Source organism: Streptomyces argenteolus, from assembly GCF_042902585.1.
Classification (GTDB): domain Bacteria; phylum Actinomycetota; class Actinomycetes; order Streptomycetales; family Streptomycetaceae; genus Streptomyces; species Streptomyces argenteolus.
This window is the reverse complement of the sequence record NZ_JBIBEG010000004.1, coordinates 284864-310831: the sequence shown is the minus strand read 5'-3', so window position 1 is coordinate 310831 and position 25968 is coordinate 284864. Positions and strand designations below refer to the sequence as shown.

The window sequence follows — 25968 nt, the reverse complement described above, 5'->3', positions numbered from 1 at the left end:
GGGTGCAACCCGAGCCCCAGGCGCCCGGTGTGGCCGTTCGGCGCCGGAACTCGCGCACCCTGAACCGCGCTCTCGTGCCCCCGTACCTGTAGCCCTCGGCCCGGAGCCAACGTGGCCCGGGGGACACCCCACGGGCCTGTGTACGCGGCCTGTACGGACTCCTCAGCACCCGGCACGAAGCCGAACCGCTGCGACCGATCCTGATGCGATACCACCCCGATCCGAAGCCGAGGCACACGCGATGCGAACCGGGCGCAGGACCAGCACCCCTTCCCCTCAGCCCTTCCCGGCGGTCAAGCACCTCGTATGGGCCTTCGCCATGGGTGCCGTGCTGGTGGTCACTGGGCTGCGTGACGACAGCCCACCGCAGCCGCCCACCGCTGCCCGCAGCGTCACCGCCCCCGCACCGCCCGGTGAAGCGGCCTCCCCGGCGGCGCCCTCCACGGCCCGCCGCCTCGGGCCCGCCCCGTCCGCCGCTCTGCCGGCCTACCTGGCCCCGGAGCGTCCCACCCCCGAGGCCCCCTCCTACGTGCGCCGGACCACCGCCCCGCCCGTGCTGCTTCCCCGGCCGTACGTACGTCCTGCCCCCTTGGTCCCCCTGCCCGCGACGACCGCCTCACCGGTCACGCCGTCCGGGGCCGCATCGGCCGCACCCCCGGCCCCGAGCCGCACCGCACTGCCGTCGCGCACCGCTGCGCAGCCGCTCCCACCGGCAACCCCCCTCCGGCTGCGGATCCCGTCCATCAAGGTGAACGCGCCGCTGATGGAACTCGGCCTCGACGAGGCGGGAGCGCTGGTGCCTCCTCCCGACAACAACCCCGTGCTGGCCGGTTGGTACGCGGGCGGAGTCGTGCCGGGAGCGGCGGGCACCGCGGTCACGACCGGGCACGTGGACACGCGGCTCGGGCCCGGCGTCTTCCACAAGCTGGGTTCGCTGCGCAAGGGCTCCACCATCGAGGTGGACCGGGTCGATCGGCGTACCGCCGTGTTCACGGTCTACGCCATCGAGGTCTACCGCAAGAAGGACTTTCCCGACCAGAAGGTCTACGGCCCCTCCGCCGGACCCGAACTACGCGTGATCACCTGCGGGGGCGACTACACAAGGAAGTCCGGCTACCAGGACAACGTCGTCGTCTTCGCGAGTCTCACCTCCGCGCGCTGAGTCGTTCGTCTCCCGGCGATCCTGAACCACCGGAGCGGGCAGGGCGGGTGCCTGTCGGACAGCCCCGTCCCTGCTCCCGCCGGCGCTGCTGACCGCCGGCGGTCGCCCTCACCTCCGATGCCCCCGGCCCGACAGCGAGGGGTGGGTCCCTGTCGCAGGCCACAGATCTGGGGCCGCGGCCTCGGCGCCCAGCCGGCTCGAAGCCGGAGCCGGACGACGGGACGCAGATATCGGCGTGCCCTCCGCGGCGTCCCGTCGTCCGGTCGTGGTTCAGGTGGCCTCCCGCAGGTCCACGATCCGTTTGATCTTGCCCACCGACCGCTCCAGCATCTCCGGATCGACGATCTCGACCCCGACACTCACACCCACTCCGTCCTTCACGGCTGCCGCGATCGAAAGCACGGCAGCCGCCCGCTCGTCCGGCGTGGCGCCCGGCCGGGCCTCCGCCCGTACAGTCAGCGCGTCCATGCGGCCCTCCCGGGTCAGCCGCAGCTGGAAGTGCGGGGCCACCCCCGGTGTGCGCAGCACGATCTCCTCGATCTGGGTGGGAAAGAGATTCACCCCGCGCAGGATCACCATGTCGTCGCTGCGGCCGGTGACCTTCTCCATCCGGCGGAAGGCACGTGCCGTGCCCGGCAGCAGCCGCGTCAGGTCCCGGGTCCGGTAGCGGATCACCGGCATGGCCTCCTTGGTCAAGGAGGTGAACACCAGTTCGCCCTCCTCCCCGTCCGGGAGGACCTCACCGGTGAACGGATCGACGACTTCCGGATAGAAGTGGTCCTCCCAGATGTGCAGCCCGTCCTTCGTCTCGACACATTCCTGCGCCACACCGGGGCCCATCACCTCCGACAGTCCGTATATGTCGACGGCATCGATGGCGAAGCGTTCCTCGATCTCGCCCCTCATCTCCTCGGTCCACGGCTCCGCACCGAAGATGCCGATCTTCAGGGAGGTCGCACGGGGATCCACGCCCTGGCGGTCGAACTCGTCCAGCAGGGTCAGCATGTAGGAGGGCGTGATCATGATGATTTCCGGGCGGAAGTCCTGGATCAGCTGCACCTGGCGAGCGGTCATGCCACCGGACGCGGGGATGACCGTGCAGCCGAGGCGCTCCGCACCGTAATGCGCCCCCAGGCCTCCGGTGAACAGTCCGTAGCCGTATGCCACGTGGGCCTTGTGCCCGGGCCGGCCGCCCGCCGCCCTGATCGACCGGGCGACCACGTCCGCCCAGGTGTCCAGATCACGCTCGGTGTACCCGACGACCGTCGGCCGGCCGGTCGTGCCGCTGGAGGCGTGGATTCTCCGCACCCTGTCCTCCGGCACCGCGAACATCCCGAACGGGTAGTTGTCCCGCAGGTCCGACTTGACCGTGAAGGGAAAGCGGGAGAGGTCGCCGAGTGTCGTGCAGTCCTCGGGCCGCACTCCCGCCTTGTCGAAGGCGGCCCGATAGAAGGCGACGTGGTCGTAGGCGTGCTGCAAGGTGGCTCGGAGCCGCTCCAACTGCAGCTTCTCGAGCTCGTCGCGGCCGAGCCGCTCGCCGGCGTCCAGCAGCGCCGTCATACGGATCATCCCCTCGCCGATCGACGACCGACCATTCGGTCGTCTGCTCCGGCCAGTAATTCAGGAGGCGGGGGTTTCTGGCAAGGGGGGAGGTGCCGCCTGTGGACAACTTCCTGTCACAAGCCCAGCTCACTCAGTCCGGGGTGGCCGTCCGGCCGGCGCCCCAGCGGCCAGTGGTAGAGGCGGGCCGATTCCTCGATCGGCACGTCGTTGATGGACGCGTGCCGCACCCGCATCAGCCCGTTGTCGTCGAATTCCCAGTTCTCGTTGCCGTAGGAGCGGTACCAGTCGCCGGCCGCGTCGTGCCACTCGTAGGCGAAGCGCACCGCGATCCGGTCGTCCGTATGCGCCCACACCTCCTTCACCAGCCGGTACTCGAGCTCCCTCGCCCATTTGCGCGTGAGGAACGCGACGATCTCCTCCCGTCCTGTCACCCACTCGGAGCGATTGCGCCAGCGCGAGTCCGGTGTGTAGGCGAGCGCGACCTTCTCGGGGTCCCGGCTGTTCCAGCCGTCCTCGGCGCGACGTACCTTCGCGATCGCGGACGTGTACGTGAACGGCGGGATCAGGGGCTGCGCGGGCATGGCCGTCTCCTCCGGCAAGTGGAGAACGTACGTTCTCCCTGGTGCTGCCGTACTGTAGGAGAACGCGCGTTCTCCCGCAAGGGGGCATGCGAGGGCAAGGACAGGAAGACGCGTACCGGGCCTCGCGCAGGACGGTGACGCCGGTGGTGGGGAGCAAGGGTGGATCTCGAAGAGGCGCGGACCGCGGCACTGGACGCGGCGGAGAAGCTGTTCTACACGCGAGGCATCCAGGCGGTCGGCATGGACGAGATCCGCGCCGCCTCCGGCGTGTCGCTCAAGCGCCTGTACAAGCTCTTCCCCTCCAAGTCCGAGCTCGTCCAGGCCTGCCTGGAGGCCCGGGACACCCGATGGCGTGCCGGGCTCGCCGCCCACGTCGAGAGCCACCCGGACCCGCGGGACCGCGTCCTCGCGGTCTACGGCTGGCTCCACTCCTGGTTCCGCGAACCGGACTTCCGCGGCTGCGCGTTCGTCAACGGATTCGGTGAACTCGGCGCGGCCGACCCCTCGGTCGCCGATGTCGCGCGCAGGCACAAGGAGGCCTTCCGCGCGTACGTCACCGGCCTGGTCGTGGCCGCCGGACAGCCGTACGGATCCGCCGCCGCGTACGTGCTCCTGGCGGAGGGGGCGATCGTCACCGCGGCCATCTCCGGGACACCCGAGCCCGCACGGGAGGCCCGGCGGGCAGCCGCTCAGCTTCTGGACGGCACGGCAGCCGGCTGATTCGCTGTCGGCGTACGCACCCCCGCAGTGCGCACGACCCTGTTTGGATGGCAGCCATGCCGATCTTCAGCACGTACGACGAGACCCAGCTCGCCTACCACCTCCGGGGTGAGGGCGAACCGGTGATCTGCCTGCCCGGCGGACCCATGCGCGCGTCGCGTTATCTCGGAGACCTCGGTGGACTTTCCCGGGTGCGGCAGCTCGTCCTCCTCGACCTGCGCGGCACCGGGGACTCGGCGGCGCCCGAGGACACGTCGACCTACCGCATCGACCGGCTCGTCGAGGACGTCGAGGCACTGCGCGCGCACCTCGGGCTGGACCGGGCCGACCTGCTGGGACACTCCGCCTCCGGCGAACTCGCCGCGCTCTACGCCGCCCGGTACCCGCAGCGCGTGCGCTCCCTCACCCTCGTCACTCCCGCCACCGGCACCCTGGGGCTTCCCGCCACCGACCAGGACCGCAGGGACGCCGCCGCGCTGCGCGCCCACGAACCGTGGTACCCGGAGGCGGCCGCCGCGCTGGCAGAGATACAGGCCGGACGCGCCACGCCCGGGACCTGGGCCGCGATCAGGCCGCTCACCTACGGGAGGTGGGACGCGGCGGCCCAGGCGCACGCCGCCGATTCGCCCGGCCAGAAGAACGCCCTGGCGGCCTCGCTCTACTACCCGGAGACCGAACCCGACGCCCGGCCCGTCGTCGCCGCACTGCGCGAGCTGCGGGTGCCGGTACTGGTCCTCGCGGGGGAGTACGACGGCGGGCCCACACCCGACCGGGCCGCGGAACTCGCGGCACTGTTCCCCGCCGGGGAGTTCGCCGTCCAGCGGGGCGCGGGCCACTTTCCCTGGATGGACGACCCGGGCGCGTTCGTCCGCACCGTCACCGCATTCCTCGACCCCGCGGTCAGCAGCGTGCAGGCCGGCGGCATCCGGCTCGCGTACCGCACCTGGGGTGATCCGGCGGCCCCTCCCGTGGTCCTCGCCCACGGCCGGGGCGGCAGCGGTACGGACTGGGCCGGCATCGCCGAGGCGCTCGCCGCCCGCCACCGGGTGTACGCCCTCGACTTCCGCGGCCACGGCCTCAGCGACTGGCCCGGCCGCTACTCCTTCGAGTTCTTCCGCGACGACCTGCACGCGTTCATGGAGGCCCGCAACCTGGCAGGTGCCACCGTGATCGGCCACTCCATGGGCGGCGTCGCCGCACTCCTGCTCGCCGAGCGGGAACCGGCGCTGATCGGGAGGCTGGTCGTCGAGGACGCCCCGGTCCTGCTCCCGCTCGACCCGCCTCGCCCGCCTGCCGAGCGGCCGGAGGGGGAGCTCGGCTTCGACTGGCAGGTGGTCCCCTCCGTCGACGCCCAGCTGAACACCCCGGACCCGGCCGTGCGGGAGGACCTGGGGAAGATCACCGCCCCCACACTCGTCGTCGGCGGCACCCGCAGCCACATCGACCAGGAGCAACTGGCGTGGATGGCCGGGAAGATCCCCGGAGCGCGGTTCGTCCCCGTGGATGCCGGCCACCTGGTGCACGACGGGAACCCGGAGGAATTCCTCGCGGCACTGAGGTCGTTCGGCATCGGATGACCGGCCGCCGTGCGGCGGCCGGTCCCGCGAGGGGTCAGACGCGGTGGAGCAGCGTCGCCATGACCTCGTACAGCGTGCCCTCCGGGTCCACGGCCGCGCCCTCCGAACGCCAGGCCACGAATCCGTCGGGACGCACCAGCACGGCGCCCTCGGCGGACGTGCCGTGCGCGGCGGCCCAGTCGGCGTCCTCCTCGCAGCGGAGGTCCGCGTCCGGCCCGGCACCGATCCCGAAAGCCTCCAGACGGACCGCCAGACGCTTCGCCACCTGCCGCGCCGCCGCACGCCAGTCCGGGTGGCGGTCATCGCAGAGCAGGACGAACGAACGCTCGTAGAGATCCAGGGTGGACACCCGCCCGCCGTCGCGCAGGACCCACAGGTGCGGGGCTCGCGTCCCCGGTTCGCCCGTCAGGCCCATGCCCTCCGGGACCACCGGAAGTCCCGGGTCCACGCCCAGGACGGCGCCGCGCACATAGCGGTAACCGAGCGCGACGGTGAGCATGCCGCCGTTGCGCCCGCCGCCCGGACCGGGCGAGCCCGCGTACCCGGGGTGGCTGTGCTCTCCCGAGCGGGCCGACGCGCGTGCGCTCGTGGCCTTGGCGACGGGCAGCCGCTCGGCCTCGTACGTCTCGAGAAGCCCCGGTCCCGCCGCCTCCTCGATCACGGCCGCCAGCTTCCACGCCAGGTTGTGGGCGTCCTGGATGCCGGTGTTGGAGCCGAACGCCCCCGTGGGGGACATCTCGTGCGCCGAGTCACCGGCCAGGAACACCCGGCCGGACGCGTAGCGCTCCGCGACCCGCTCGGCCGCGTGCCACGGCGCCTTGCCCGTGATCTCGACGTCCAGGTCCGGCGCCCCGGCCGCCCTGCGGATGTGCTCCGCGCACCGCTCGTCGGTGAAGTCCTCCAGGGTCTCGCCCCGGTCGGGCTGCCACGGGGCGTGGAAGACCCACCGCTCCACGTTGTCCACCGGCAGCAGCGCCCCGTCCGCCTCGGGGTCGGTCAGATAGCAGACGATGAAACGCCGGTCGCCCACCACCGTGGCGAGCTTGCGTGAGCGGAAGGTGATGCTCACGTTGTGGAAGAGGTCGCCCGGACCCGTCTGGCCGATTCCCAGCTGCTCCCGGATCGGGCTCCGGGGCCCGTCGGCGGCGACGAGATAGTCGGCGCGCACCGTGGTGTGCCGGCCGGTCTCCCGGTCCTTGACGACCGCGGTGACCCCGTCCTCGTCCTGCTCGAAACCGATCATCTCGGTGGAGAACCGCAGCTCACTCCCCTGGGAACGGGCATGGGTCACCAGCACCGGCTCCAGGTCGTTCTGGCTGCACAGGCACCAGCCGCTCGGGCTGAACCGCGCCAGGCCGCCGCCCGGGTCGATCTCCTTGAAGAGCCACTCCTGGTCCTCGCCCGTGAGCGAACCCGCCTGCAGGATCCCGTGGTTGTCCGCCAGCACGGAAGCGGCGTCCCTGATCAGCTGCTCCGCGCCCGCGGTGCGGAACAGCTCCATCGTGCGGACGTTGTTGCCGCGCCCGCGTGGGTGGGTCGAGGTGCTGCCGTGTTTCTCCACCAGCAGATGGCGGACGCCGAGCCGGCTCAGGAAGAGGGATGTGGACAGACCCACCAGGGAACCGCCCACGATGAGGACCGGTACGCGGAGGTCGACGTTCTCGTTCATCAGCTGCTCCAGCTCGGAGGCATGAGGGATGCAGTCTTCATGCCCTGTGCCGGGGCGTTCGGCAGGGCTTCGGACGGCTCCTCACCTGAACGGTTCATAAATCTCGCGCCACCCGTACCAGCGTTCCACGATCAGTCGCGGGAGCGATGCTCGTCGTGATGCGGGGGAGGACGTCACGCGTCAGCGGGCAGGGACATGCGCCGCTCCCACCGAAACCGACGGACGACGAGGCCACCGGACGTGGCCGCCGCACCGTATCGAAGGAGAGCCAACGATGACGACCACCCTTTCGGAACGTATATCTCAGTCGGCCTTCGACGGTTCGAGGCTCCGCGTCATACTGCTGCTCGATCTGCACGACGGCGCCCAGAACCAGTTCCTCGAGGCGTACGAGCACATGCGTAACCAGGTGGCCTCGATCCCCGGGCACATCAGCGACCAGCTGTGCCAGTCCATCGAGAACCCCTCGCAGTGGCTCATCACCAGTGAGTGGGAGAGCGCGCCGCCCTTCCTCGCCTGGGTGAACAGCGAGGAGCACGTCGCCACGGTGCAGCCGCTGCACAGCTGCGTCCGCGACACGCGCTCCCTTCGTTTCAGCGTCCTGCGGGAGACCGGAGCCGCGTTCGAGAGCAGCCCCGAGTCCGCCAGTCGCAATCTGCAGGCCGCACCCCGCCTGGGTGACGGCGTCGTGCGTCACGCCCTCACCTTCACGGTGAAGCCGGGTACCGAGGAGATGGTGGCGAAGATCCTCGCCGACTACGACTCCCCTCAGGCCCGCGTCGACGAGAACACCCGGCTGCGCCGTACCTCGCTCTTCATGCACGGCAACCGCGTCGTGCGGGCGGTCGAGGTCGAGGGCGACCTCATGGCGGCCCTGCGCCACGTCTCCCGTCAGCCCGAGGTCCGGGCCGTCGAGGAGGCCATCAACCCGTACCTGGAGCAGGACCGCGACCTCAGCGATCCGGACTCCGCCCGGATGTTCTTCACCCGTGCGGCGCTCCCGACCGTCCACCACGTGACGGCCGGCCGCCACGCGTCGGCCGACGTCCAGCGCCACGCGCTGTTCTACCAGGCCAAGGAAGGGTGCGGGATGGCGCTGGCCCGCCTGCTCGCCGGTGAGGACGAGGAGGCGGCGGACGACTCCACGAGCCCCATCGAGAGCAGCACCATCTTCCAGCGCGACGACATCGTGGTGCGGCTTCTCGAGGTCAGCGGCCCGCTCGGCGCACAGCCCTCGCAGGCACTGGGCATCGGCGGCGAGCGCAAGGCGGCCATGCTCGGCCGGCTGCTCGACGGCGGAGCCAACGGCATGCCCACGACCGAGCAGGAGGCAGCGCGCTTCCTCGCGCAGGCCGAGATGAATCTGATCACCGACCGCCGGGCGGCCGAGGCCTGACCCGCGTCACCGGCAGCGGGGCACAGCCCCGCTGCCGTCACACCGCACAACGTGCCTGGAGGAGACCAGCCATGACCACCCACCGGCCTCGCATCGTGGACCTCAGCGAGACTCAGCCCAACCGCAGGCGCGGAGGCGACCTGCGCGCCTTGCTCACACCCACGGCGGTGGGTGCCACCAGCGGTTTCATGGGGCTGGCCCTCGTCGAACCCGGTGACCGCATCGGAGAGCACTACCACCCGTACTCCGAGGAGTTCGTGTACGTCGTGGACGGGCTCCTCGAAGTGGACCTGGACGGAGAAACGTTCTCCATGCGGCCCGACCAGGGACTGCTGATCCCGCCGCACGTCCGACACCGCTTCCGCAACGTCGGCGACGTGGAGGCGCGCATGGTCTTCCACCTCGGCCCCCTCGCCCCGCGTCCCGAACTCGGGCACGTGGACACCGAGGTCACGGAGAGTGCCGGCGCCGGCGACGGCTACGCGCCGCCAGAACGAACGGGGGCCGCGTCATGACCCGGCGTGTGGCCGTCACCGGGGTCGGCGTGGTCGCCCCCGGTGGCATCGGAGCCCCTGCGTTCTGGGACCTGCTCGCCAACGGCCGGACCGCCACCCGGGGCATCACCCTGTTCGACCCCGCGGCCTTCCGTTCGCGCATCGCGGCGGAGTGCGACTTCGATCCCGTCGCGCACGGCCTGGACGCCGAGCTGATCGCACGGTCGGACCGGTACGTCCAGTTCGCCCTGGTCGCCGCCCGTGAGGCACTCGGCGACGCCGGGCTCGACATGGAGAGGGAGGACCCCTGGCGCGTGGGGGTCTCCCTCGGCACCGCGGTCGGAGGCACCACCCGCCTGGAACACGACTACGTCGCGGTCAGTGGCAGCGGTGCGCGCTGGGACGTCGACCACCGGCCGGCGGGCGCCCACCTGGAGCGGGCGTTCTCGCCCAGCACCCTGGCCTCCGCAGTGGCCGAGGAGGTCGGCGCGCACGGTCCCGTACAGACCGTGTCGACCGGCTGCACCTCAGGTCTGGACGCGATCGGTTACGCCTTCCAGTCCGTCGAGGAGGGGCGGGTGGACGTCTGCATCGCCGGCGCCTCCGACACCCCCATCACCCCGATCACCGTGGCCTGCTTCGACGCGATCAAGGCGACCTCGGCGAACAACGACGACCCGGAGCACGCCTCCCGGCCGTTCGACGCACGCCGCGACGGCTTCGTCATGGGCGAGGGCGGAGCCGTCCTCGTACTCGAGGAGCTGGAGCACGCACGAGCACGCGGCGCGACCGTCTACTGCGAGATATCCGGCTACGCCACCTTCGGCAACGCCTACCACATGACCGGGCTCACCAGCGAAGGACTGGAGATGGCCGAGGCCATCAACACCGCCCTCGCACACGCCCGGCTCGACGGTTCGCAGGTCGACTACGTCAACGCGCACGGCTCGGGCACCAAGCAGAACGACCGGCACGAGACGGCGGCGGTCAAGCGGGCCCTGGGCGCACACGCGTACAAGATCCCGATGAGCTCGATCAAGTCCATGGTCGGCCACTCGCTGGGTGCGATCGGGGCGATCGAGATCGCCGCGTGCGTCCTGGCCCTGGAGCACCAGACGGTGCCCCCGACGGCCAACTACGAGACCGCGGACCCCGAGTGCGACCTCGACTACGTACCGCGCACCGCACGGCCGCTCAAGCTGCGCAGCGTGCTCTCGGTCGGCAGCGGGTTCGGCGGCTTCCAGTCGGCCGTCGCCCTGACCCGATCAGGCGGGAGGACCCCATGAACACCCCGGCAAGCCGCAGTTCCGTCATCACGGGGATCGGTGTCATCGCCCCGAACGGGAGCAGCACCGGCGCCTTCTGGAAACAGACGCAGGAGGGCGTCAGCGTCCTGGACCGGGTCTCCCGCGAGGGGTGCGAGAACCTCCCGCTGCGGGTCGCCGGCGAAGTCAGGGACTTCGACCCGGTCACGGCCGTGGAGGAGCGCTACCTCGTCCAGACGGACCGCTTCACGCACTACGCGATGGCGGCGGCCGATCTCGCCCTGGACGACGCGCGGCTCGGCCGTGCCGACTACGAGGGCGAGCCCTTCAAGGTGGGCGTGGTGACCGCGGCCGGCTCGGGCGGCGGTGAGTTCGGCCAGCGCGAGCTCCAACGGCTGTGGGGCCAGGGCTCGAAGTTCGTCGGCCCGTACCAGTCCATCGCCTGGTTCTACGCGGCCAGCACCGGGCAGATCTCGATCCGGGGCGGCTTCAAGGGACCGTGCGCCGTCGTGGCCAGCGACGAGGCGGGCGGCCTGGACGCGGTCATGCACGCCGCACGCTCCATCCGGCGCGGCACCGACGCCGTCGTCGTGGGCGCCGCCGAGGCGCCTTTGGCGCCGTACTCGGTCGTCTGCCAGCTCGGCTACGAAGACCTCAGCCTCTGCGACGAACCCACCCGGGCCTACCGGCCGTTCACCGCCGACGCCTGCGGGTTCGTACCGGCCGAGGGCGGTGCCATGCTCGTGGTCGAGGACGAGGCGAAGGCCCGCGAACGCGGTGCCATGGTCCGGGCCGAACTGGCCGGCCACGCCGCCACCTTCACCGGTGCCTCCCGCTGGGAGCAGTCCCGGGAGGGACTGGCCCACGCAATCGAGGGCGCACTGCGCGAGGCAGGCTGCGCTCCGGAGGAGATCGACGTCGTCTTCGCCGACGCCCTCGGAGTGCCTGCGGCGGACCGGGCGGAAGCCCTGGCCATCGCCGACGCCCTGGGCGCACACGGGCGGCGCGTCCCGGTGACGGCACCCAAGACCGGCATCGGCCGGGCCTACTGCGGAGCGCCCGTGCTCGACACGGCAGCCGCCGTGCTCGCCATGGAACACGGTCTGATCCCGCCCACGCCCAACGTGTTCGAGGTCTGCCACGACCTGGACGTGGTCACCGGCCGCGCCCGCCCCGCCGAACTGCGGACGGCGCTGGTACTCAGCCGCGGGCTGATGGGCTCGAACTCGGCCCTCGTGCTGCGGCGCCCCACCGACACCCAGCTGTGAGAAGGAGTACCCCCTCATGACCGCTCAACTGACCTACGAGGAACTGGCCGCGCTGATGAAGAGCGGCGCGGGCGTCTCGGTCGACCCCCAGCAGATGGAGAACAGCCCCGGCTCGGCCTTCGACGAGTACGGCCTGGACTCGCTCGGTCTGCTCGGCATCGTCGCCGCGCTGGAGAACCGGTACGGGCACCCGCTGCCCGTGGACGCCGACCGCTGCAAGACACCCCGCGAGTTCCTCGACCTCGTCAACAACACCCTCGTGACAGGAGCCTGACGTGTCCGGACACACCGAGAACGAGATCACCATCGCCGCACCCCTGGATCTCGTCTGGGACATGACGAACGATCTCGAGAACTGGCCGCAGCTGTTCAGCGAGTACGCGTCGGTCGAGGTGATCGAGCGGGAGGGCGAGAAGACGACCTTCCGGCTCACCATGCACCCCGACGACAACGGCAAGGTCTGGAGCTGGGTGTCGGAGCGCACCACCGACCGCCCGGGACGCACCGTACGCGCGCGCCGTGTCGAGCCGGGCCCGTTCCAGCACATGGACATCCGGTGGGAGTACTCGGAGGTCCCCGGCGGTACGCGGATGCACTGGCGGCAGGACTTCGCTATGCGGCCTGACGCGCCGGTCGACGACGCGTGGATGACCGACAACATCAACCGCAACTCCCGCATCCAGCTCGAGCTCATCCGCGACAAGATCGAGCAGCGCGACCGGGAGCGCCGCTCCGCCTCGGTCCCCGCCAACTGATGCCCCGAAAGGCAGCCGGATGCACCACGCACTGATCGTCGCCCGGATGGCACCGGAGTCCGCCCCGGACATCGCGAAGCTGTTCGCGGAGTCCGACAACACCGACCTGCCCCACCTCGTCGGCGTCCACAGGCGCACCCTGTTCCAGTTCGGCGACGTGTACCTGCACCTGATCGAGTCCGACCGGCCTCCGGGCCCGGAGATCGCCAGGGTGACCGAGCACCCCGAGTTCAAGGCCATCAGCGACAAGCTCACCGCCTTCGTGAGCCCCTACGACCCGCAGACCTGGCGCGGTCCGAAGGACGCCATGGCGCAGCAGTTCTACCGGTGGCAGAGCGACGCCGCCGGCTGACGGACGGACGATCGCCCCGGGTCCGGCACTCAGGTGCCGGACCCGGGGCGATCTTTTGGGCCGGCCGCGGTTACGGCACGAGGCACTCGAACGCGTGCAGGTACGCGTTGACCGGACGGACCTCGCCCACCCGCAGGCCGGCCTCGGACAGACGCCCGACCAGGCTCTCCCGCGTGTGCTTGGCGCCTCCGACGTTGAGGAGGAGCAGCAGGTCCATCGCGGTGGTGAACCGCATCGACGGGGTGTCGTCGACCAGGTTCTCGATGATCACCACGCGGGCTCCCGGACGGGCCGCCTCGACCACGTTGCGCAGGGTCCTGCGCGTGCTCTCGTCGTCCCACTCCAGGATGTTCTTGATCACGTACAGATCCGCGCCTACGGGGATCTCCTCACGGCAGTCGCCGGGCACGATCCGCACCCGGTCCGCGAGGGCGCCGCCGTCGCGCAGCCGGGCGTCCGCCCGTGCCACGACGCCCGGCAGGTCCAGGAGCGTCCCCTGTACCGAGGCGTGCTTCTCCAGCAGGCTGGCGAGCACGTGTCCCTGGCCGCCGCCGATGTCGGCGACGGAGGACACGCCGGTGAGGTCGAGGAGCTCGGCGACATCCTGGGCGGACTGCACGCTGGACGTGGTCATCGCCCGGTTGAACACTTGTGCGGACTCGCCCCCGTCCTGGTGGAGGTACTCGAAGAAGCCCTTGCCGAACACCTCGGGGAAGACGCTCGTCCCGGAGCGCACGGCGTCCTCGAGATGCGGCCAGACGTCCCAGGTCCAGGGCTCCGTGCACCACAGGGAGATGTACCGCAGGCTGTGCGGGTCGTCCTCGCGCAGCAGCCGGGACATCTCGGTGTGGGTGAACTTGCCGTCCGGCGTCTCGCTGAAGATCCCGTAGCAGCACAGTGCGCGCAGCAGCCGTCGCAGCGGCGCGGGCTGGGTGTCCACGACCAGGGCGAGTTCGGCCGCCGAAGCGGGCGTCTCGTTCAGCGCGTCGGCCACACGCAGCCGGGCCGCGGTGCGTACGGCGGCGGCGATCGCCGCTCCGAACGCCAGCTCACGCAGCCGCATGGCCGGCGGCGGCGCCGGGGCCTCCGCCTGAGGGCTGGTGATGGTGGACGTCAGGGGAGTGGTGTCAGGGGTGGGGCTCACGGTGGTCATGCCGTCTCGATTCTGCTGGTGCGGTGATGCGCCGTCATCCGGCACACATCCCGGCCGGTACGGACGTCCCGCACGTGTTGCTGACGAAGGTGTTGCCGGTGCCCGACGTGTCGCGGTTGGCGAGGTCGGCCGGCTGGTTGCCGCGCACGAGGTTGCGGCTGATCGTGTTGTCGGTGTTCAGCGCTCCGACGAAGCTCTTGAACAGCAGGATCCCGCCGGAGAGCGGGGTCGAGCCGACGTTGTCCCGGATGACGTTGGACCGCACGACGGTGCTCTCACTGCCCGTGAGCACGATGCCGGACCCCTGGATCGCCGAGAGCCGCGGCGTCGCCGGACAGAACTTGTTGTTCTTCACGATCCGGTTGCCGCTGATCGTCATCGCCCCGGCCGCCGGCTTCGACTCGTCACCCACGACGAAGACCCCACTGCAGTTGCCCGTCAGGGTGTTGCCGTCGATGACGAGGTTCCTCACCCGGCGGGCGGTGACCCCGATGCGGTTGCCGCTCACCGAGTTGTCCAGGACCGTCGTCCCCCGGGTGTCGGTGGCTCCGCCCTCCTCGGTGACGGAGTTGGCGACGAAGATCCCCGCGTCGCCGTTGCCCGTCGCTGTGTTGCGGCGGAAGTCACCGCGGGTCGACCGCTCCTGCGCGATGCCCCAGGTGCCGTTGTTACGGGAGGTCACCTTGCGCACGGCCAGACCGTCCGTCCACGACGCCCAAATGCCGCTCTTGCTGAAGCCGGAGACGGTCAGGGAGCGGATGCTGACGTCGTCGACGGTGCGGCCCTTGGTCCCGACGACGCAGATGCCGTTCCCGCCGGCGGCGCAGGCGTTGGCGGCCCTGGCGCCCTTCGCTGCCGGCGGCCTGACGATCGTCCGGCCACCGGTGCCGAGAAGGGTGAGGCCCGGCTTGGTGACCAGGACGCTCTCGTGGTAGGTGCCCGGCAGGATGACGACGGTGTCGCCGGGCCGCGCTGCGTTCACCGCGCGCTGGATCGAATCGCCCGGGCGCACCACATGATCACCGGGGCCGGCCGCGGCGGTGGGAACCGCCGCGAGGCCGAGGGCCGTGGCCGCGGTGACGGTGATACCCGCCAGGCATTTCATGTGTCTTTTGCTCATGAGCCGAAGCTATGGGCGATCCCTCGCCGTTGCCACGCAGGGTGAGCGTATGGATACAAGGCGTGCCTGAATGGCTTACGCCGCCCCAGGCTCGCGGACGCACCCGGACGGCCGTAGCGTGTCCCCATGACCGGCGAGCGCGATCTCCGCACCCTGCTGCACGGCATGCGGCCGGAACTGAATCCTGGCCGTCACGTCTTCACGACGCTGCGCGCGGGCGAGCCCCCCACCGGTGTCACCCCCGTCGTCACCGTCGCCGAACGGGAGGGGCTGACCCTGGTCGTTCCCGAGGCGCAGGCGATCGCCGCGGGCCTGCCGTACGACTTCGTGGCAGGCTGGATCACTCTCCGTGTGCATTCGGCACTGGAGGCGGTCGGACTGACCGCCGCGGTCTCGCTGGCCCTCACGGACGCCGGGATCAGCTGCAATGTCGTCGCCGGATTCCACCACGACCACCTCTTCGTTCCGCACGCACGTGCGGACGAAGCGGTCCGGGTGCTGAAAGCGCTGGCCGCGGAGTCCGGCTAGGAGTGCCCGGCTCCGCAACGTGAGCCGGGACACGTACCATGGCCCCATGTCCTTCCTCCGCCGCCGTAGCGCCGCCACACCCGCGGGCCCGGACTTCGACGTCCTGGCCATGGACCCGGGGGACTGGCCCGGCAACCTCGGCGCCGGTCTGCTCCCCGCTCCCGACGGGAGCTGCCAGGGCGTCTTCCTGCGGTACGACCTGTTCGGCGGTCGGGGACCGGCGATGATCATCGGCAATCTGCCCGAGGGATCACCGGCCCGCGAGACCGAGGAGGGCCAGGCACCCTTCGAGGTCGCCCAGCTCCTCCTCGCGCTCGAGAACGACGAGCCGGTCGAGGTGACCGGCACCGAGGACGTCCCCGTCATGCAGGGCGACAGCCTCCTGATCGTGCGGCGTGTCAAGCTCTCCGAGAGCCGCATCTCCTGCGTGCAGTTCGACCGGAGCGACGGCGTGCTCGTCACCATCGCCAGCTGGGACCGGCCGATCACCGATGATCTGTACGCCCTGCTGAAGCCCCTTCCCGCGGAGCTGTTCCAGCAGGGGTGAAACGTCCCTGCGGCAACAGCAGCCGGGTCACCCGGGCCGCCGACGTCCCGAACCCCGTGGGGCCACTGATGTGCCACGGGGTGCCGGTGCCCCGTCGCAGGTCCTGCTCGCGGTAGCGCCGACAGCCCCGGTGCCAGATCAGGATGCCCGCCATCCAGTGCTGGAGCTCCACCACGTACCCGGCCAGGACCTCCCGGGCTTCCGCGCCCAGCGCGAAGTCGTCGTACAGGACGGGAAGTTCCCGCTCGGCGACATGCCGGAACTGGCGCATCCGCGACGTCATCAGATCGTGGATGATGGCGACGCCCGTCGGATAGTCCGTGCCGAAGAAGTTCTGCACGACCAGGACGCCGTTGTGCACCTCGCCCTCGTACTCGATCTCCTTCTGGTACGAGAAGAGGTCGTTGAGCAGCGCCGCGTAGTCCGCGGCCGCGTTCTCCAGGGAACGCATCGGACCGCTCCGGTAGACGGCCTCCGGCACCTTCTTCCCGTGACCGAGTCGGCACAGGCTCATCGTGAGATCCGAACCGAACGTCGCCCGGCGCATCTCCATGTAGTCCACCGGGTCGGGAATCCGGTTCTGCGCCTGATTCGCCAGCTCCCACAGCCAGCTCGCCGTCATGGACTCCACCGAGTCACGGAAGGCGCGGCGCGCCCCCTGGTCCATCGGTCCCGCCGTCCGCCGCCAGAGGTCCGCGAGCCCTCGCTCCAGTGCGTTGACCGGATCGGGCGTGGACGAACCGTCCAGCGGCATGAAGAGCGAAAGCCGCTCGTTGGCGAGCCGCGCCCCGGACAGGTCACGGCTGCGGCCGTGCACCACCGGGAACCAGTCGTCGCCGTACGTCCCCCAGGTCAGCCACCCCGAGGAGAGATCGAGCTCGTCCGGGGTCGCGTCGGGGTGGATGCCCGCGGCGCAGAGCGGCAGGTCCGTCGCGACGAGCCGCTCCTCGTCCCAGATGTGCGAGCCGGGAACACCCGGCTGCGCCTGCAGCAGACCCATCCTGCGCGCCCATTCCACGATCCGGACGCGAGCCCCGTCCAGATGCGGACTCAGCGCCGTGCTGAACGGCATCTCGAAGTCGGGCAGCAACGACGGACCGACGTGCTGGTACGGCACATGGCTGTGGCTGCGCAGCCGGAGGGACTCGGCGCGCGGGGTGAAGCGGAGGGACGCGGCGGCCATGCCGAAACCGGCCACGCTCTCACCCGCGCCGCCGCCGTTCATGTACCGGCTGGAGCGCATGTGCCACTCGTGCCCGCCCGACTGCCAGTCCTGGAGCCCCTTGACGTAGGCGAGTACCGCGGCGGCCTCGTCGGGGGTGAGTCCCGTCTCCGCGCAGAGAGGCCCGAGTTCGGTCAGAGCGGTGTTCTCGAACTGCTGGAGCCGCGACGTCAGCAGATCGTTGACCGCCTCGGCGGCCTCCTGGGTCGAGCAGCCCAGGAACTTCTCCAGGACCAGCACACCGTTGCTGTTCTCGCCTTCGTCCTCGACCTCGCGCTGGTACGAGAACAGGTCGTTGCGCAGATGCACACCGTCCGAGAACGCGTCCCGCAGCACCCTCAGGGGACGTGAGTCCGCCACCGCGGCGGGTACCTCCGCTCTCGCGGCGTACTCCACCAGCCCGGCCGACCAGGGCGCCCCGCCCACCTTGCGGCGCATCTCGATGTACTCGACGGGGTTGGCGATGCGCCCCTCGTTGATGTTCGCGAGTTCCCACAGGGACTCGTTGAGCAGATTCTCCGTCGCCTCCGCGAACCGGGCCCGCCAGGCGTCCGACATCGCCGGCACGGTCCTCGCCCACAGGTCCGCCAGTCCCGCCTCCACGGGGTTGGACGGCTCGGGCGTCGCCGCGCCGCGCTCCATCGGCATGAAGGCCGGCAACCGGTCCAGGTACCGCTTTGCGCCCTCGCGGTCCGGAGTGCGTTTGAACAGCTCCAGGAAGTGGTCGTCGAAGAAGAAGACCCACACGTACCAGTCGGTGACCAGGGAAAGGGCCTCCGCGCCGCAGTCGGGGTGGGTGTACGCGCAGAGCAGGGCGTAGTCATGGGACTCGAGGTCCTTCTCTTCCCAGATCCCGGACCCCTCCAGCATCCCCATCCCGCGTGCCCACTCCCGGGTGTGACTCCGGGCCGTGTCCAGATGGGGGTTGAGACGTGCCGGGTACGGCACGTAGAAGTCGGGCAGTGAGAAGGGCTGTGCCATGTGCGTCGGGCCTCTCCGAGAACTCTGCGCGGTCCACTTGGACCGCTCTGTCGGCGCCAGCACTACCCTTCCGCCATCCGGGGCACGCACCGCGCGAAATAGTCACACAAGCTCAGGTCTAGTTGCACACTGCACTCTTGACGCACCGCCACCTCCCGCAACAGAGTGTCCGCCGACAGACCGAACTCGGGGAGCACTGCACGACAGCTCCGCCCACCCCGGCTCCAGAAGGGTTGTCATGACGTCGAAGCAGAGAACCGGGCTTGCGCTCGCACTGACCGCGGCGGGGGCGCTGAGCGTGGCGCTCCTGTCACCGGCCGCTGCCGGCGCCGACACCGTACGGCCGGAGTGCCCCCGCACCCTGAAGTGCGACTGGGTTCCCGCCGCCTACGCGCAGACCGGCGATCCGGCGGACAAGGAGACGTACGGCAACTACGACACGGCGGAGCGGCCCGACAGCAACGCGATCAAGTTCATCGTGCTGCACGACACCGAGGTCGACTACGACACCACCTTGAAGATCTTCCAGAACCCGCTCAAGCAGGCGTCCGCCCACTACGTGGTGCGTTCGTCCGACGGACACGTCACCCAGATGGTGAAGAACAAGGACGTCGCCTGGCAGGCGGGCAACTGGTACCTCAACACCCACTCCATCGGCATCGAGCAGGAAGGCGTCGCGGCCGAGGGCGCCACGTGGTACACGCCCGAGATGTACCGCTCGACCGCCCGGCTCGTGCGGCATCTGGCGGCGAAGTACGACATCCCGCTCGACCGGCAGCACATCCTCGGGCACGACGGCGTGCCGCCCACCAGCGCGGCGGGAACACGGAACATGCACTGGGACCCGGGCCCCTACTGGGACTGGAACCGCTTCATGGCCCTGCTCGGGAAGCCGACCGTGCCGAGCGCCCCCGCGCGAAGTGAACTCGTAACCGTCAGCGCCGACTTCGGCAAGAACCAGCAGGAGTTCCGGGACTGCGAGAAGGGCGTCGATCTGCCACGGCAGGGGAGCAGCGCGGTGCCGCTGCACACCGAGCCGTCCGACGACGCGCCGCTCTTCTCCGATCCGGGACTGCACCCGGACGGTGCGCCGGGCACGAACTGCGCCGCGGACTGGGGGAGCAAGATCAGCGCCACCCAGCAGGCCGTGGTCGCGGACAGGGTGCCGGGCTGGACGGCGATCTGGTGGTACGGGGCGAAGGCCTGGCTCCGCACGCCGGACGGAACCAGGGTCGTCACCCCGACCAGAGGCCTCGTCGTCCGCCCGAAGGACGGCAGGACGGACGTGCCCGTGTACGGAGTGGCCTACCCGGAGAAGTCGGAATACCCCACGGACTTCGTCAAGCCCACGGCGGGCAGCCCGCTCGTCTACACCATCAAGGCGGGACAGAGCTTCCCCGGTGGCGGGGAGGCACCCACCGGCTATTACTACGCACCGACGATCGACGCGTCCAAGCCCTACGACCACACGTACTTCCGTGGTGCGCAGAAGTACGTGACGGTTCAGATCGGCCACCGGATCGGCTTCGTGAAGGCCTCCGACGTCGACGTCGTGAAGGCGGGCTCATGAGCGGCTGCTGAGGCCGCGCCCGGCGCGCTGCGGGACCTGTGTGTCGGCACCGGTCCCGCAGCGCGCTTCCTCGTCCCCCGTCGGTCGGGCCGGCCGGGGCCGCGCGGTCAGCGCGTGCCCACTGCGGCCCGTACGGCCCGCCGCGCCATCGCGCAGTCGTCGTGCAGCCTGCGGAGCAGCAGCCGCTGTTCCTCACCGGAGGACAGCGCACCCTGCCGCGCGTGGCCGGCCCCTACCGGAGCCCCTTCGCGCATGGCCCGCTGGACGGCCGTCTCGTACGTACGGATCTCGCGGGTCAGCACGATCATGAGGTTGACCAGGAACGCGTCACGCGCCGCGGCGCCGGGTGCCTGTGCCAGCTGACTGATCTGGCGCCGTGAAGCCGGTGCGTCACCGAGCACGGCCCACAGGGTCGCCAGGTCGTACCCCGGCAGATACCAGCCGGCGTGCTCCCAGTCGACCAGCACCGGCCCGGTCGGCGGCAGCAGGATGTTGGAGAGCAGCGCGTCGCCGTGGCAGAACTGCCCCATGCCCTGACGGCCGCCCGCGTGGGCCAGTCCGTGCAGCAGCTTCTGCAGGTCGCCGAGGTCGCGGTCGGTGAAGAGACCCAACTCGTGATAGCGGGCGATGCGTGAGGCGTAGTCCAGCGGGGCGTCGAAGAGACCGGCCGGCGGGCGCCAGGCGTTGACCCGGCTCACCGCTCCGAGGACGGCTCGCAGATCGGCCCGGGGCGGCGCCTCCGCCGGATGCCTCGTCAGGGCCGCCACACGGCCCGGCATCCGCTCGATCACCAGTGTGCAGTTCTCCGGGTCGGCGGCGATGAGCCGCGGGACCCGGACCGGCGGGCGGTGCCTGACGAAGGCACGGTATGCCGCTATTTCGTGCCGGAACCGCTCCGTCCACGCGGGGGAGTGATCGAGTAAACACTTGGCCACCGCGGTCGCGCGTCCCGTGGTGCCCACGATGAGCACCGAGCGCCCGCTGCGGCGCAGCACCTGCACGGGATTGAATTCGGGGCAGATGCGGTGCACCGAGGCGATGGCCATCCGCAGCTGCGCGCCCTGGGTGCCCGACAGGTCGAGGCGACCGCTGAGCGGTTGGGTGCCCGGCCCCGCCGCCCGCCGGGTCCGACCCGTGCCGGCCGCCGGTGCGCCGGCGCGGGGGTCGAGATACGGCCCGCCGCCCGCCCCCATGGGACGAAGCGGCCGGGGCGGGGCGGACACGGAGGACGATGCTGTGTACATGGGCGAGACAGATCCCTTCGTGCGCCGACAAGTTGCGTGCGCCGCCCCGGCCGGCGGCCGTTCGGCACCCTGGGGAGCACCTAGGGCTGCCGGGCGGGGTGGCGCTTTCCTACCTGACACCGCCGCGCGGGTAGTGGAACATCTGGCGACCCCTGGCGAAGCCTGGCGAATATTCGCCCGGCATCCGCCGGGGGGCTAGGGTCAAGTCAGCCGAGAACCTGGGGGCTTGACGTGACCGGAGAACCCAACACCCGCCTGTCCGACCTGTTCGGCCTCACCGGATGGTCAAAAGGCGAACTCGCGAGAATGGTCAACAGACAGGCGGCGGCCATGGGCCACCTCCAGCTGGCGACCGACACCTCGCGCGTCCGGCGCTGGATCGACATGGGGGAGTCCCCCCGTGATCCGGTGCCCGAAGTGCTGGCAGCTCTGTTCACCGAGCGACTCGGCCGTGTCGTGACCATCGAGGACCTCGGGTTCGGCCGACGCGGGCGTGTGGGGAAACGGCGGAAAGCCGGGACGCAGGACAATCCCGACGGACTGCCGTGGGCGCCCGAGCGGACGGCAGCGGTCCTCACCGAATTCACGGGAATGGACCTCATGCTCAACCGACGCGGCTTGGTGGGCGCGGGCGCCGCGCTCGCCGCTGGCTCAGCACTCACCGGCGCCATGCACGACTGGCTGCACTCCGACCCCTCTCCGGCGTCCCGGACCCTCAGCACCTCCCTGCACGCCGACAACGCGGCCTTCGACCTCTACGAGGCGGCCCCCATCGGATCCGAGGAGATCGAGGCTCTGGAGCGCTCGGTCGAGGTGTTCCGGGCATGGGACGCCTCCAGAGGCGGCGGACTCCAGCGCAAGGCCGTCGTAGGCCAGCTCAACGAGGTGGGCGGCATGCTCGCCTACCGTCATCCCGAGCATCTGCAGCGCCGGTTGTGGGGCGTCGCGGCCAACCTGGCGGTCCTCGCCGGCTGGATGTCCCACGACGTCGGCCTCGAACCCACCGCCCAGAAGTACTTCGTCATCGCCGCCCACGCGGCGCGCGAGGGCGGTGACCGCCCCCGCGCGGGGGAGGCGCTCTCGCGCGCCGCCCGGCAGATGGTGCACCTCGGCCGGCCGGACGACGCCCTGGACCTCATGAAGCTCGCCAAGTCCGGTTCGGGGGAGGAGACCCTCCCGCGCACCCGGGCCATGCTGCACACCATCGAGGCCTGGGCACAGGCGTCGATGGGACGGGGACAGGCCATGCGGCGCACCCTGGGCGAGGCCGAGGAACTCTTCGTCTCCGACAAGGGGGACGTGCCGTCGCCGAGCTGGATGCAGATGTTCGACGAGGCGGACATGCACGGGATGCAGGCTCTGGCCTTCCGTACGCTCGCCGAGCACGACCCGGCGGCGGCCACCACGGCCCAGCGCCATGCCAAGCAGGCCCTCAACCTCCGGATAAACGGTCGCCAGCGCTCCAAGATCTTCGACTACATCTCGCTCGCGTCGGCCTGCTTCATCGCCGACGATCCCGAGCAGGCCGACCGCTACGCGCGGCTCGCCCTCGTGTCGATGGGGGAGACGTCCTCGCACCGCACCTGGGACCGACTGCGGGAGATGTACCGGCTGACAGGGCAGTTCGCGGGCTACGCCAAGATCGAGGACCTTCGCGAGGAGATCGAGCTCGTCATGCCCCCGCAGGGGACGAACAAGAAGGCCAGAGGTTCGCAGATCTGACCACTGCACCGGGATCCTGATCCAGGCGATCCGGCCGGGGAGCGCCAGACGCTCCGAGCACAGGCGTCCCTGTCGAGGACGGCGCGCACCCGCACCCGCGCCGGCCGGGCACCCCTGCCGTTCCAGGTGGCGGCCTTCACGGGTACCGCCTCGCCAGTCGATCCCTCATGCCCTGACACGGGCCACCAGCACACACCCGTCGTCGAGTCGCTCGGTCGTTGCCGTCTCCTCGACGACCGCCCGTACACAGTCGTGCGCCGTACGGGCCCGGGCGAACCGGGGTGCCAGTCCCAGGAGCGTCTCCGGGCCGGCACTCCGCTCGCTCCGCCGTGTCAGCCCGTCGGTGTGCAGGACGAGGACGTCGCCGGGGAGCAGCTCCACCTCGTCCTGCTCGTAGGCGACCCCGGAGGCGGCGCCCAACAGCACCCCGTCCGGCGCGGGCAGAGGACGCCCCGCCCCGTTGCGGAAGAGCAGCGGTGCGGGGTGTCCGGCTTGTGCCCAGGAGAGGGTGCCGGTCGCCGGATCGAAGCGGCAGCACACGGCGCTTCCCAGGGCGGGCTGCGCCGAGCATTCGATCAGCTGGTTCAGATGGCCCATCACGGCGCCGGGCTCGACCCCGGCGACCGCCATGCCCCTCAGCGCACCGAGCAGCATCGCCATGGCCGACGTGGCAGGGATGCCGTGACCCGTGAGGTCGCCGACGGTCAGCAGGGTCTTTCCGTCCGGGAGCGGCAGGGCGTCGTACCAGTCGCCCCCGATCAGGTCACTCGACCCCGACGGAAAGTAATGGGCTGCGATGTCCAGGCGGCCCGCGGATCGGCCCGGGACCGGTGGCGCGCCGCGCCAGGAGGGCAGTACGGCCTTCTGGAGCTCCACCGCCATCCGGTGCTCCGTGCGGTCGCGGTGCTCCTGGCGTCGCAGTGTGTCCCGCGTCCTGCCCACGATGTGCTGACTGCGCCGCAGCTTGCTGACGTCGCGCAGCACCGCCCACATGGAGGCGGTGCAGCCCTCGGCGTCCAGGACCGGCTCACCCGTCATGTGCAGGGTCCGCAGCTCGCCGTCCGGCAGCAGGATGCGGAACTCGCCGTCTATCGGCCGGCCGTCGACCAGGCAGTCCGTCACCATCGCCGTCAGGAGTGGCTGGTCGTCCGGAAGCAGCACGGACGGCAGCTCGTCCAGCGACAGCGCTCCCTTGCCGGGGTCCCTGCCGAAGATCTGGTAGAGCTCGTCCGACCAGCTGACCTCGTCGGTGAGCAGATTCCATTCGGCGCTGCCCACCCTGGTGAGGAGCGATCCCGTCGGTGGGCCGACCGGTGCCTGAGGCGCAGCCGTGGAGCCGTCCGCCGAGGTGCCGCCGGGCATTCCGTCCCGCAGCTGCCCCAGGTGCGCGCCGAGATCGTCCAGCTGATGCACGGCGAGCTCACAGAGGGCTCGCTGCCAGCGCAACTGGGGATCGTCGTCGTCGATCACCGCGGTGTCGCGCCGCACCGCGTCCACATCGCCGCGAAGCAGCCGAGTCCGGTTGATCAGGGCATCGACGGCATCCCGCTCGGGCGGTTGTGGGGCGGAGCGGTCCGCAGACAGATGGGACGGCATCTGGTACTCCGATACAGGCGGTGCGGCCGGTTCGTGGGGGTGGACCGAACACGACTGTTGCACAGGCGACGGGGGCCCGTAAGGGGTTTGGCAACACTCGACACGTTCTTGCTTCCGGCATATGCCATCGGCTGAGTGGGGCGCAGGTCCTCCGAACACCCTTGCTGGTGGCGGGTAGTTGACGCAAGTCGAACGGCGCGAGCGGTTCCGTGTACGCCCGCGCACGAGGGCTCACGCGGCTCGCACCCGTCGGGATCAGGGCGTATGCGCGGTCGTGGGGGTGCTGCCGGGCGCCGCGCCACCGGCGTGGACCACGGTGCCGGCCGATGGCGGCCCGGTAGTCGTTCGCGCAGCCGTCGAGTGCGCGTTCGGGGAGGGGTGCGCACCCGGCCGTACGGGATCCGGAGCCAGGAGCCGGGGGCGGGCTGCGGGGCCGGGAATGACGGCGAGGTCCCCTGCGTTGGTGGGAGCAGAACCGAAAACGACACCCATTCCCACTCTGGGGGCGGGGTCGGAAACCTTGTCTGGAGGCCTCATGGCACGCAACGAGATCAGGCCTGTCGTGCTGCTCCGGTCGACCGCCGGAACCGGCCACACCTACGTGACGCGCAAGAACCGGCGCAACGACCCCGACCGGCTGGAACTGCGGAAGTTCGACCCCGCCGCGGGGCGTCACGTCACCTTCCGCGAGACCCGCTGACCGCGGGTCGCACCGCCCGGCGGCACCCCTCGACCTGCGCCGCTCGTGGCGTGGATCACGCGGCGGGGTGCCGGTTCCCGGGAACACGGCATGGTGGTTTATCGTTCACCTATACGCGGGGCGACGGGCCGGAGGTCTCCGGAATGATCCCCCTTCACCCCCGCACACAGACCGCCCCGGCTGGATTCCCCCGATCCGGCCGGGGCTTCCCCTTGGCGTGATGCGAACCGCCCGTCTCACATGGTCCGGGTGAGATCTTCGGCGTAATGCTCGATCGCGGGCCGGTACCGCTGGACCCGCGGGCTCTCGCTCGTCGTCGCGACCAGGCGCAGCAGGAGCTGCATGGCTTCGTGGTGTTCGCCGGTGTTGAAGAGGGCCATGGCCAGAAAGGTCCGCAGGGCGCCGTCGTCCGGGAACTCCGCCACGCCGCGGCGCAGGATCTCGACGGACTGCCCGAACCTGCCGAGGACGCGATAGGTGCTGCCGAGTCCCACCAGCGCGCCACGGCGGTCCTCCTCCGGGAGGCCCTCGCCCTGCAGACAGCGCTCGTAGTACGGCACCGCCTCCGCCTCCAGGCCGAGGACGTCGTGGACCCAGGCCGTCTGGTAGGCGACGTCCACGGAGTCCGGGAACGCGGCGGTGAGAGCGAGAAGCCGTTCCCTGGCCTGCTCGGGATGGCCCTGTTCACGAAGCCGCACGGCCTCGCTCAGGAGTTCGTCCTTGTTCTGTGCGCTCATGCGGACATGGTCGCACCCGGAGCGAGGGTGTGTGCGCCGTGGTACG

The 25968-nt window shown here is 70.7% G+C and carries 24 protein-coding genes; 15 read left to right on the top strand and 9 right to left on the bottom strand.

The genetic code is table 11. The features are described 5' to 3' along the window. Positions 1–241: 241 nt before the first annotated feature. Positions 242–1162 carry a class F sortase gene (locus ACFY8O_RS17395; RefSeq protein WP_387903121.1) on the top strand — a complete coding sequence of 307 codons (921 nt, stop codon included), beginning with the start codon at positions 242–244 and terminating at the stop codon, positions 1160–1162. A gap of 270 nt (positions 1163–1432) precedes the next feature. Here the strand turns inward: ACFY8O_RS17395 and paaK are convergent, their stop codons facing one another. Next, positions 1433–2722 (bottom strand): phenylacetate--CoA ligase PaaK, encoded by a 1290-nt coding sequence (paaK, locus tag ACFY8O_RS17390; RefSeq protein WP_387903119.1) that lies wholly within the window; start codon positions 2720–2722, stop codon positions 1433–1435. A gap of 116 nt (positions 2723–2838) precedes the next feature. Further along, positions 2839–3306, bottom strand: a complete 468-nt coding sequence (locus ACFY8O_RS17385; protein WP_387903117.1) for a nuclear transport factor 2 family protein — start codon at positions 3304–3306, stop codon at positions 2839–2841. A gap of 159 nt (positions 3307–3465) precedes the next feature. Here ACFY8O_RS17385 and ACFY8O_RS17380 point away from each other — a divergent pair, with 159 nt between their 5' ends. Then, positions 3466–4026 carry a TetR/AcrR family transcriptional regulator gene (locus ACFY8O_RS17380; protein ID WP_387903114.1) on the top strand — a complete coding sequence of 187 codons (561 nt, stop codon included), beginning with the start codon at positions 3466–3468 and terminating at the stop codon, positions 4024–4026. A 56-nt stretch (positions 4027–4082) separates the two neighbouring features. Next, positions 4083–5603: an alpha/beta fold hydrolase gene (locus ACFY8O_RS17375; protein ID WP_387903716.1), complete on the top strand. Its 1521-nt coding sequence runs from the start codon at positions 4083–4085 to the stop codon at positions 5601–5603. Positions 5604–5637: 34 nt separating this feature from the next. On the opposite strand, the gene ACFY8O_RS17370 is transcribed toward ACFY8O_RS17375, so the two are convergent. Further along, entirely contained in the window at positions 5638–7272 is a 1635-nt protein-coding gene (locus tag ACFY8O_RS17370; RefSeq protein ID WP_387903112.1) for an FAD-dependent oxidoreductase, read from the bottom strand. A 274-nt stretch (positions 7273–7546) separates the two neighbouring features. Between ACFY8O_RS17370 and ACFY8O_RS17365 the strand changes: the two genes are divergently transcribed. The 7 genes from ACFY8O_RS17365 (at position 7547) to ACFY8O_RS17335 (ending at position 12802) form a co-directional block, all read left to right on the top strand. Further along, a complete protein-coding gene (locus tag ACFY8O_RS17365) occupies positions 7547–8668 on the top strand; it encodes a TcmI family type II polyketide cyclase (protein ID WP_387903110.1) in 1122 nt (373 codons plus the stop codon). A gap of 71 nt (positions 8669–8739) precedes the next feature. Further along, positions 8740–9183: a cupin domain-containing protein gene (locus tag ACFY8O_RS17360; RefSeq protein ID WP_387903107.1), complete on the top strand. Its 444-nt coding sequence runs from the start codon at positions 8740–8742 to the stop codon at positions 9181–9183. Continuing rightward, positions 9180–10448, top strand: coding sequence for a beta-ketoacyl-[acyl-carrier-protein] synthase family protein (locus tag ACFY8O_RS17355; RefSeq protein ID WP_145807443.1), 1269 nt, complete (start codon positions 9180–9182; stop codon positions 10446–10448). Before ACFY8O_RS17360 ends, ACFY8O_RS17355 begins: the two co-directional genes overlap by 4 nt. Then, positions 10445–11695: a ketosynthase chain-length factor gene (locus ACFY8O_RS17350; protein ID WP_387903104.1), complete on the top strand. Its 1251-nt coding sequence runs from the start codon at positions 10445–10447 to the stop codon at positions 11693–11695. The genes ACFY8O_RS17355 and ACFY8O_RS17350 overlap by 4 nt, the downstream gene beginning before the upstream one ends. Positions 11696–11711: 16 nt before the next feature. After that, positions 11712–11969, top strand: a complete 258-nt coding sequence (locus ACFY8O_RS17345) for an acyl carrier protein (RefSeq protein ID WP_387903102.1) — start codon at positions 11712–11714, stop codon at positions 11967–11969. A gap of 1 nt (position 11970) precedes the next feature. Further along, positions 11971–12450, top strand: coding sequence for an SRPBCC family protein (locus ACFY8O_RS17340; protein WP_387903100.1), 480 nt, complete (start codon positions 11971–11973; stop codon positions 12448–12450). 19 nt (positions 12451–12469) lie between these two features. Then, positions 12470–12802, top strand: coding sequence for a TcmI family type II polyketide cyclase (locus ACFY8O_RS17335; protein ID WP_387903097.1), 333 nt, complete (start codon positions 12470–12472; stop codon positions 12800–12802). A gap of 70 nt (positions 12803–12872) precedes the next feature. On the opposite strand, the gene ACFY8O_RS17330 is transcribed toward ACFY8O_RS17335, so the two are convergent. Further along, entirely contained in the window at positions 12873–13955 is a 1083-nt protein-coding gene (locus ACFY8O_RS17330; protein WP_387903096.1) for a methyltransferase, read from the bottom strand. A gap of 34 nt (positions 13956–13989) precedes the next feature. After that, a complete protein-coding gene (locus ACFY8O_RS17325) occupies positions 13990–15075 on the bottom strand; it encodes a right-handed parallel beta-helix repeat-containing protein (RefSeq protein WP_387903094.1) in 1086 nt (361 codons plus the stop codon). Positions 15076–15201: 126 nt separating this feature from the next. Between ACFY8O_RS17325 and ACFY8O_RS17320 the strand changes: the two genes are divergently transcribed. Beyond that, the gene (locus ACFY8O_RS17320; RefSeq protein WP_387903091.1) at positions 15202–15603 is read left to right on the top strand and encodes an ACT domain-containing protein; all 402 of its coding nucleotides are present in this window, start codon (positions 15202–15204) and stop codon (positions 15601–15603) included. 46 nt (positions 15604–15649) lie between these two features. After that, positions 15650–16150 (top strand): hypothetical protein, encoded by a 501-nt coding sequence (locus ACFY8O_RS17315; RefSeq protein WP_145807429.1) that lies wholly within the window; start codon positions 15650–15652, stop codon positions 16148–16150. Here the strand turns inward: ACFY8O_RS17315 and ACFY8O_RS17310 are convergent. Further along, positions 16089–18353 carry a terpene synthase family protein gene (locus ACFY8O_RS17310; protein WP_387903087.1) on the bottom strand — a complete coding sequence of 755 codons (2265 nt, stop codon included), beginning with the start codon at positions 18351–18353 and terminating at the stop codon, positions 16089–16091. The genes ACFY8O_RS17315 and ACFY8O_RS17310 overlap by 62 nt on opposite strands. A 238-nt stretch (positions 18354–18591) precedes the next feature. Between ACFY8O_RS17310 and ACFY8O_RS17305 the strand changes: the two genes are divergently transcribed. Further along, a complete protein-coding gene (locus tag ACFY8O_RS17305; RefSeq protein WP_387903084.1) occupies positions 18592–19923 on the top strand; it encodes an N-acetylmuramoyl-L-alanine amidase in 1332 nt (443 codons plus the stop codon). A gap of 107 nt (positions 19924–20030) precedes the next feature. On the opposite strand, the gene ACFY8O_RS17300 is transcribed toward ACFY8O_RS17305, so the two are convergent. Further along, entirely contained in the window at positions 20031–21167 is a 1137-nt protein-coding gene (locus ACFY8O_RS17300) for an aminoglycoside phosphotransferase family protein (RefSeq protein WP_387903081.1), read from the bottom strand. Positions 21168–21398: 231 nt separating this feature from the next. Here ACFY8O_RS17300 and ACFY8O_RS17295 point away from each other — a divergent pair, with 231 nt between their 5' ends. Next, positions 21399–22889, top strand: a complete 1491-nt coding sequence (locus ACFY8O_RS17295; RefSeq protein WP_387903079.1) for a DNA-binding protein NsdB — start codon at positions 21399–21401, stop codon at positions 22887–22889. A 165-nt stretch (positions 22890–23054) separates the two neighbouring features. Here ACFY8O_RS17295 and ACFY8O_RS17290 read toward each other — a convergent pair whose 3' ends face one another. Beyond that, positions 23055–24485 (bottom strand): PP2C family protein-serine/threonine phosphatase, encoded by a 1431-nt coding sequence (locus tag ACFY8O_RS17290; protein ID WP_387903076.1) that lies wholly within the window; start codon positions 24483–24485, stop codon positions 23055–23057. A gap of 535 nt (positions 24486–25020) precedes the next feature. Here ACFY8O_RS17290 and rpmG point away from each other — a divergent pair. After that, positions 25021–25185: a 50S ribosomal protein L33 gene (rpmG, locus tag ACFY8O_RS17285; RefSeq protein ID WP_145807417.1), complete on the top strand. Its 165-nt coding sequence runs from the start codon at positions 25021–25023 to the stop codon at positions 25183–25185. 236 nt (positions 25186–25421) lie between these two features. On the opposite strand, the gene ACFY8O_RS17280 is transcribed toward rpmG, so the two are convergent. Beyond that, positions 25422–25922 (bottom strand): tetratricopeptide repeat protein, encoded by a 501-nt coding sequence (locus tag ACFY8O_RS17280; RefSeq protein ID WP_387903073.1) that lies wholly within the window; start codon positions 25920–25922, stop codon positions 25422–25424. Positions 25923–25968 lie beyond the last annotated feature (46 nt).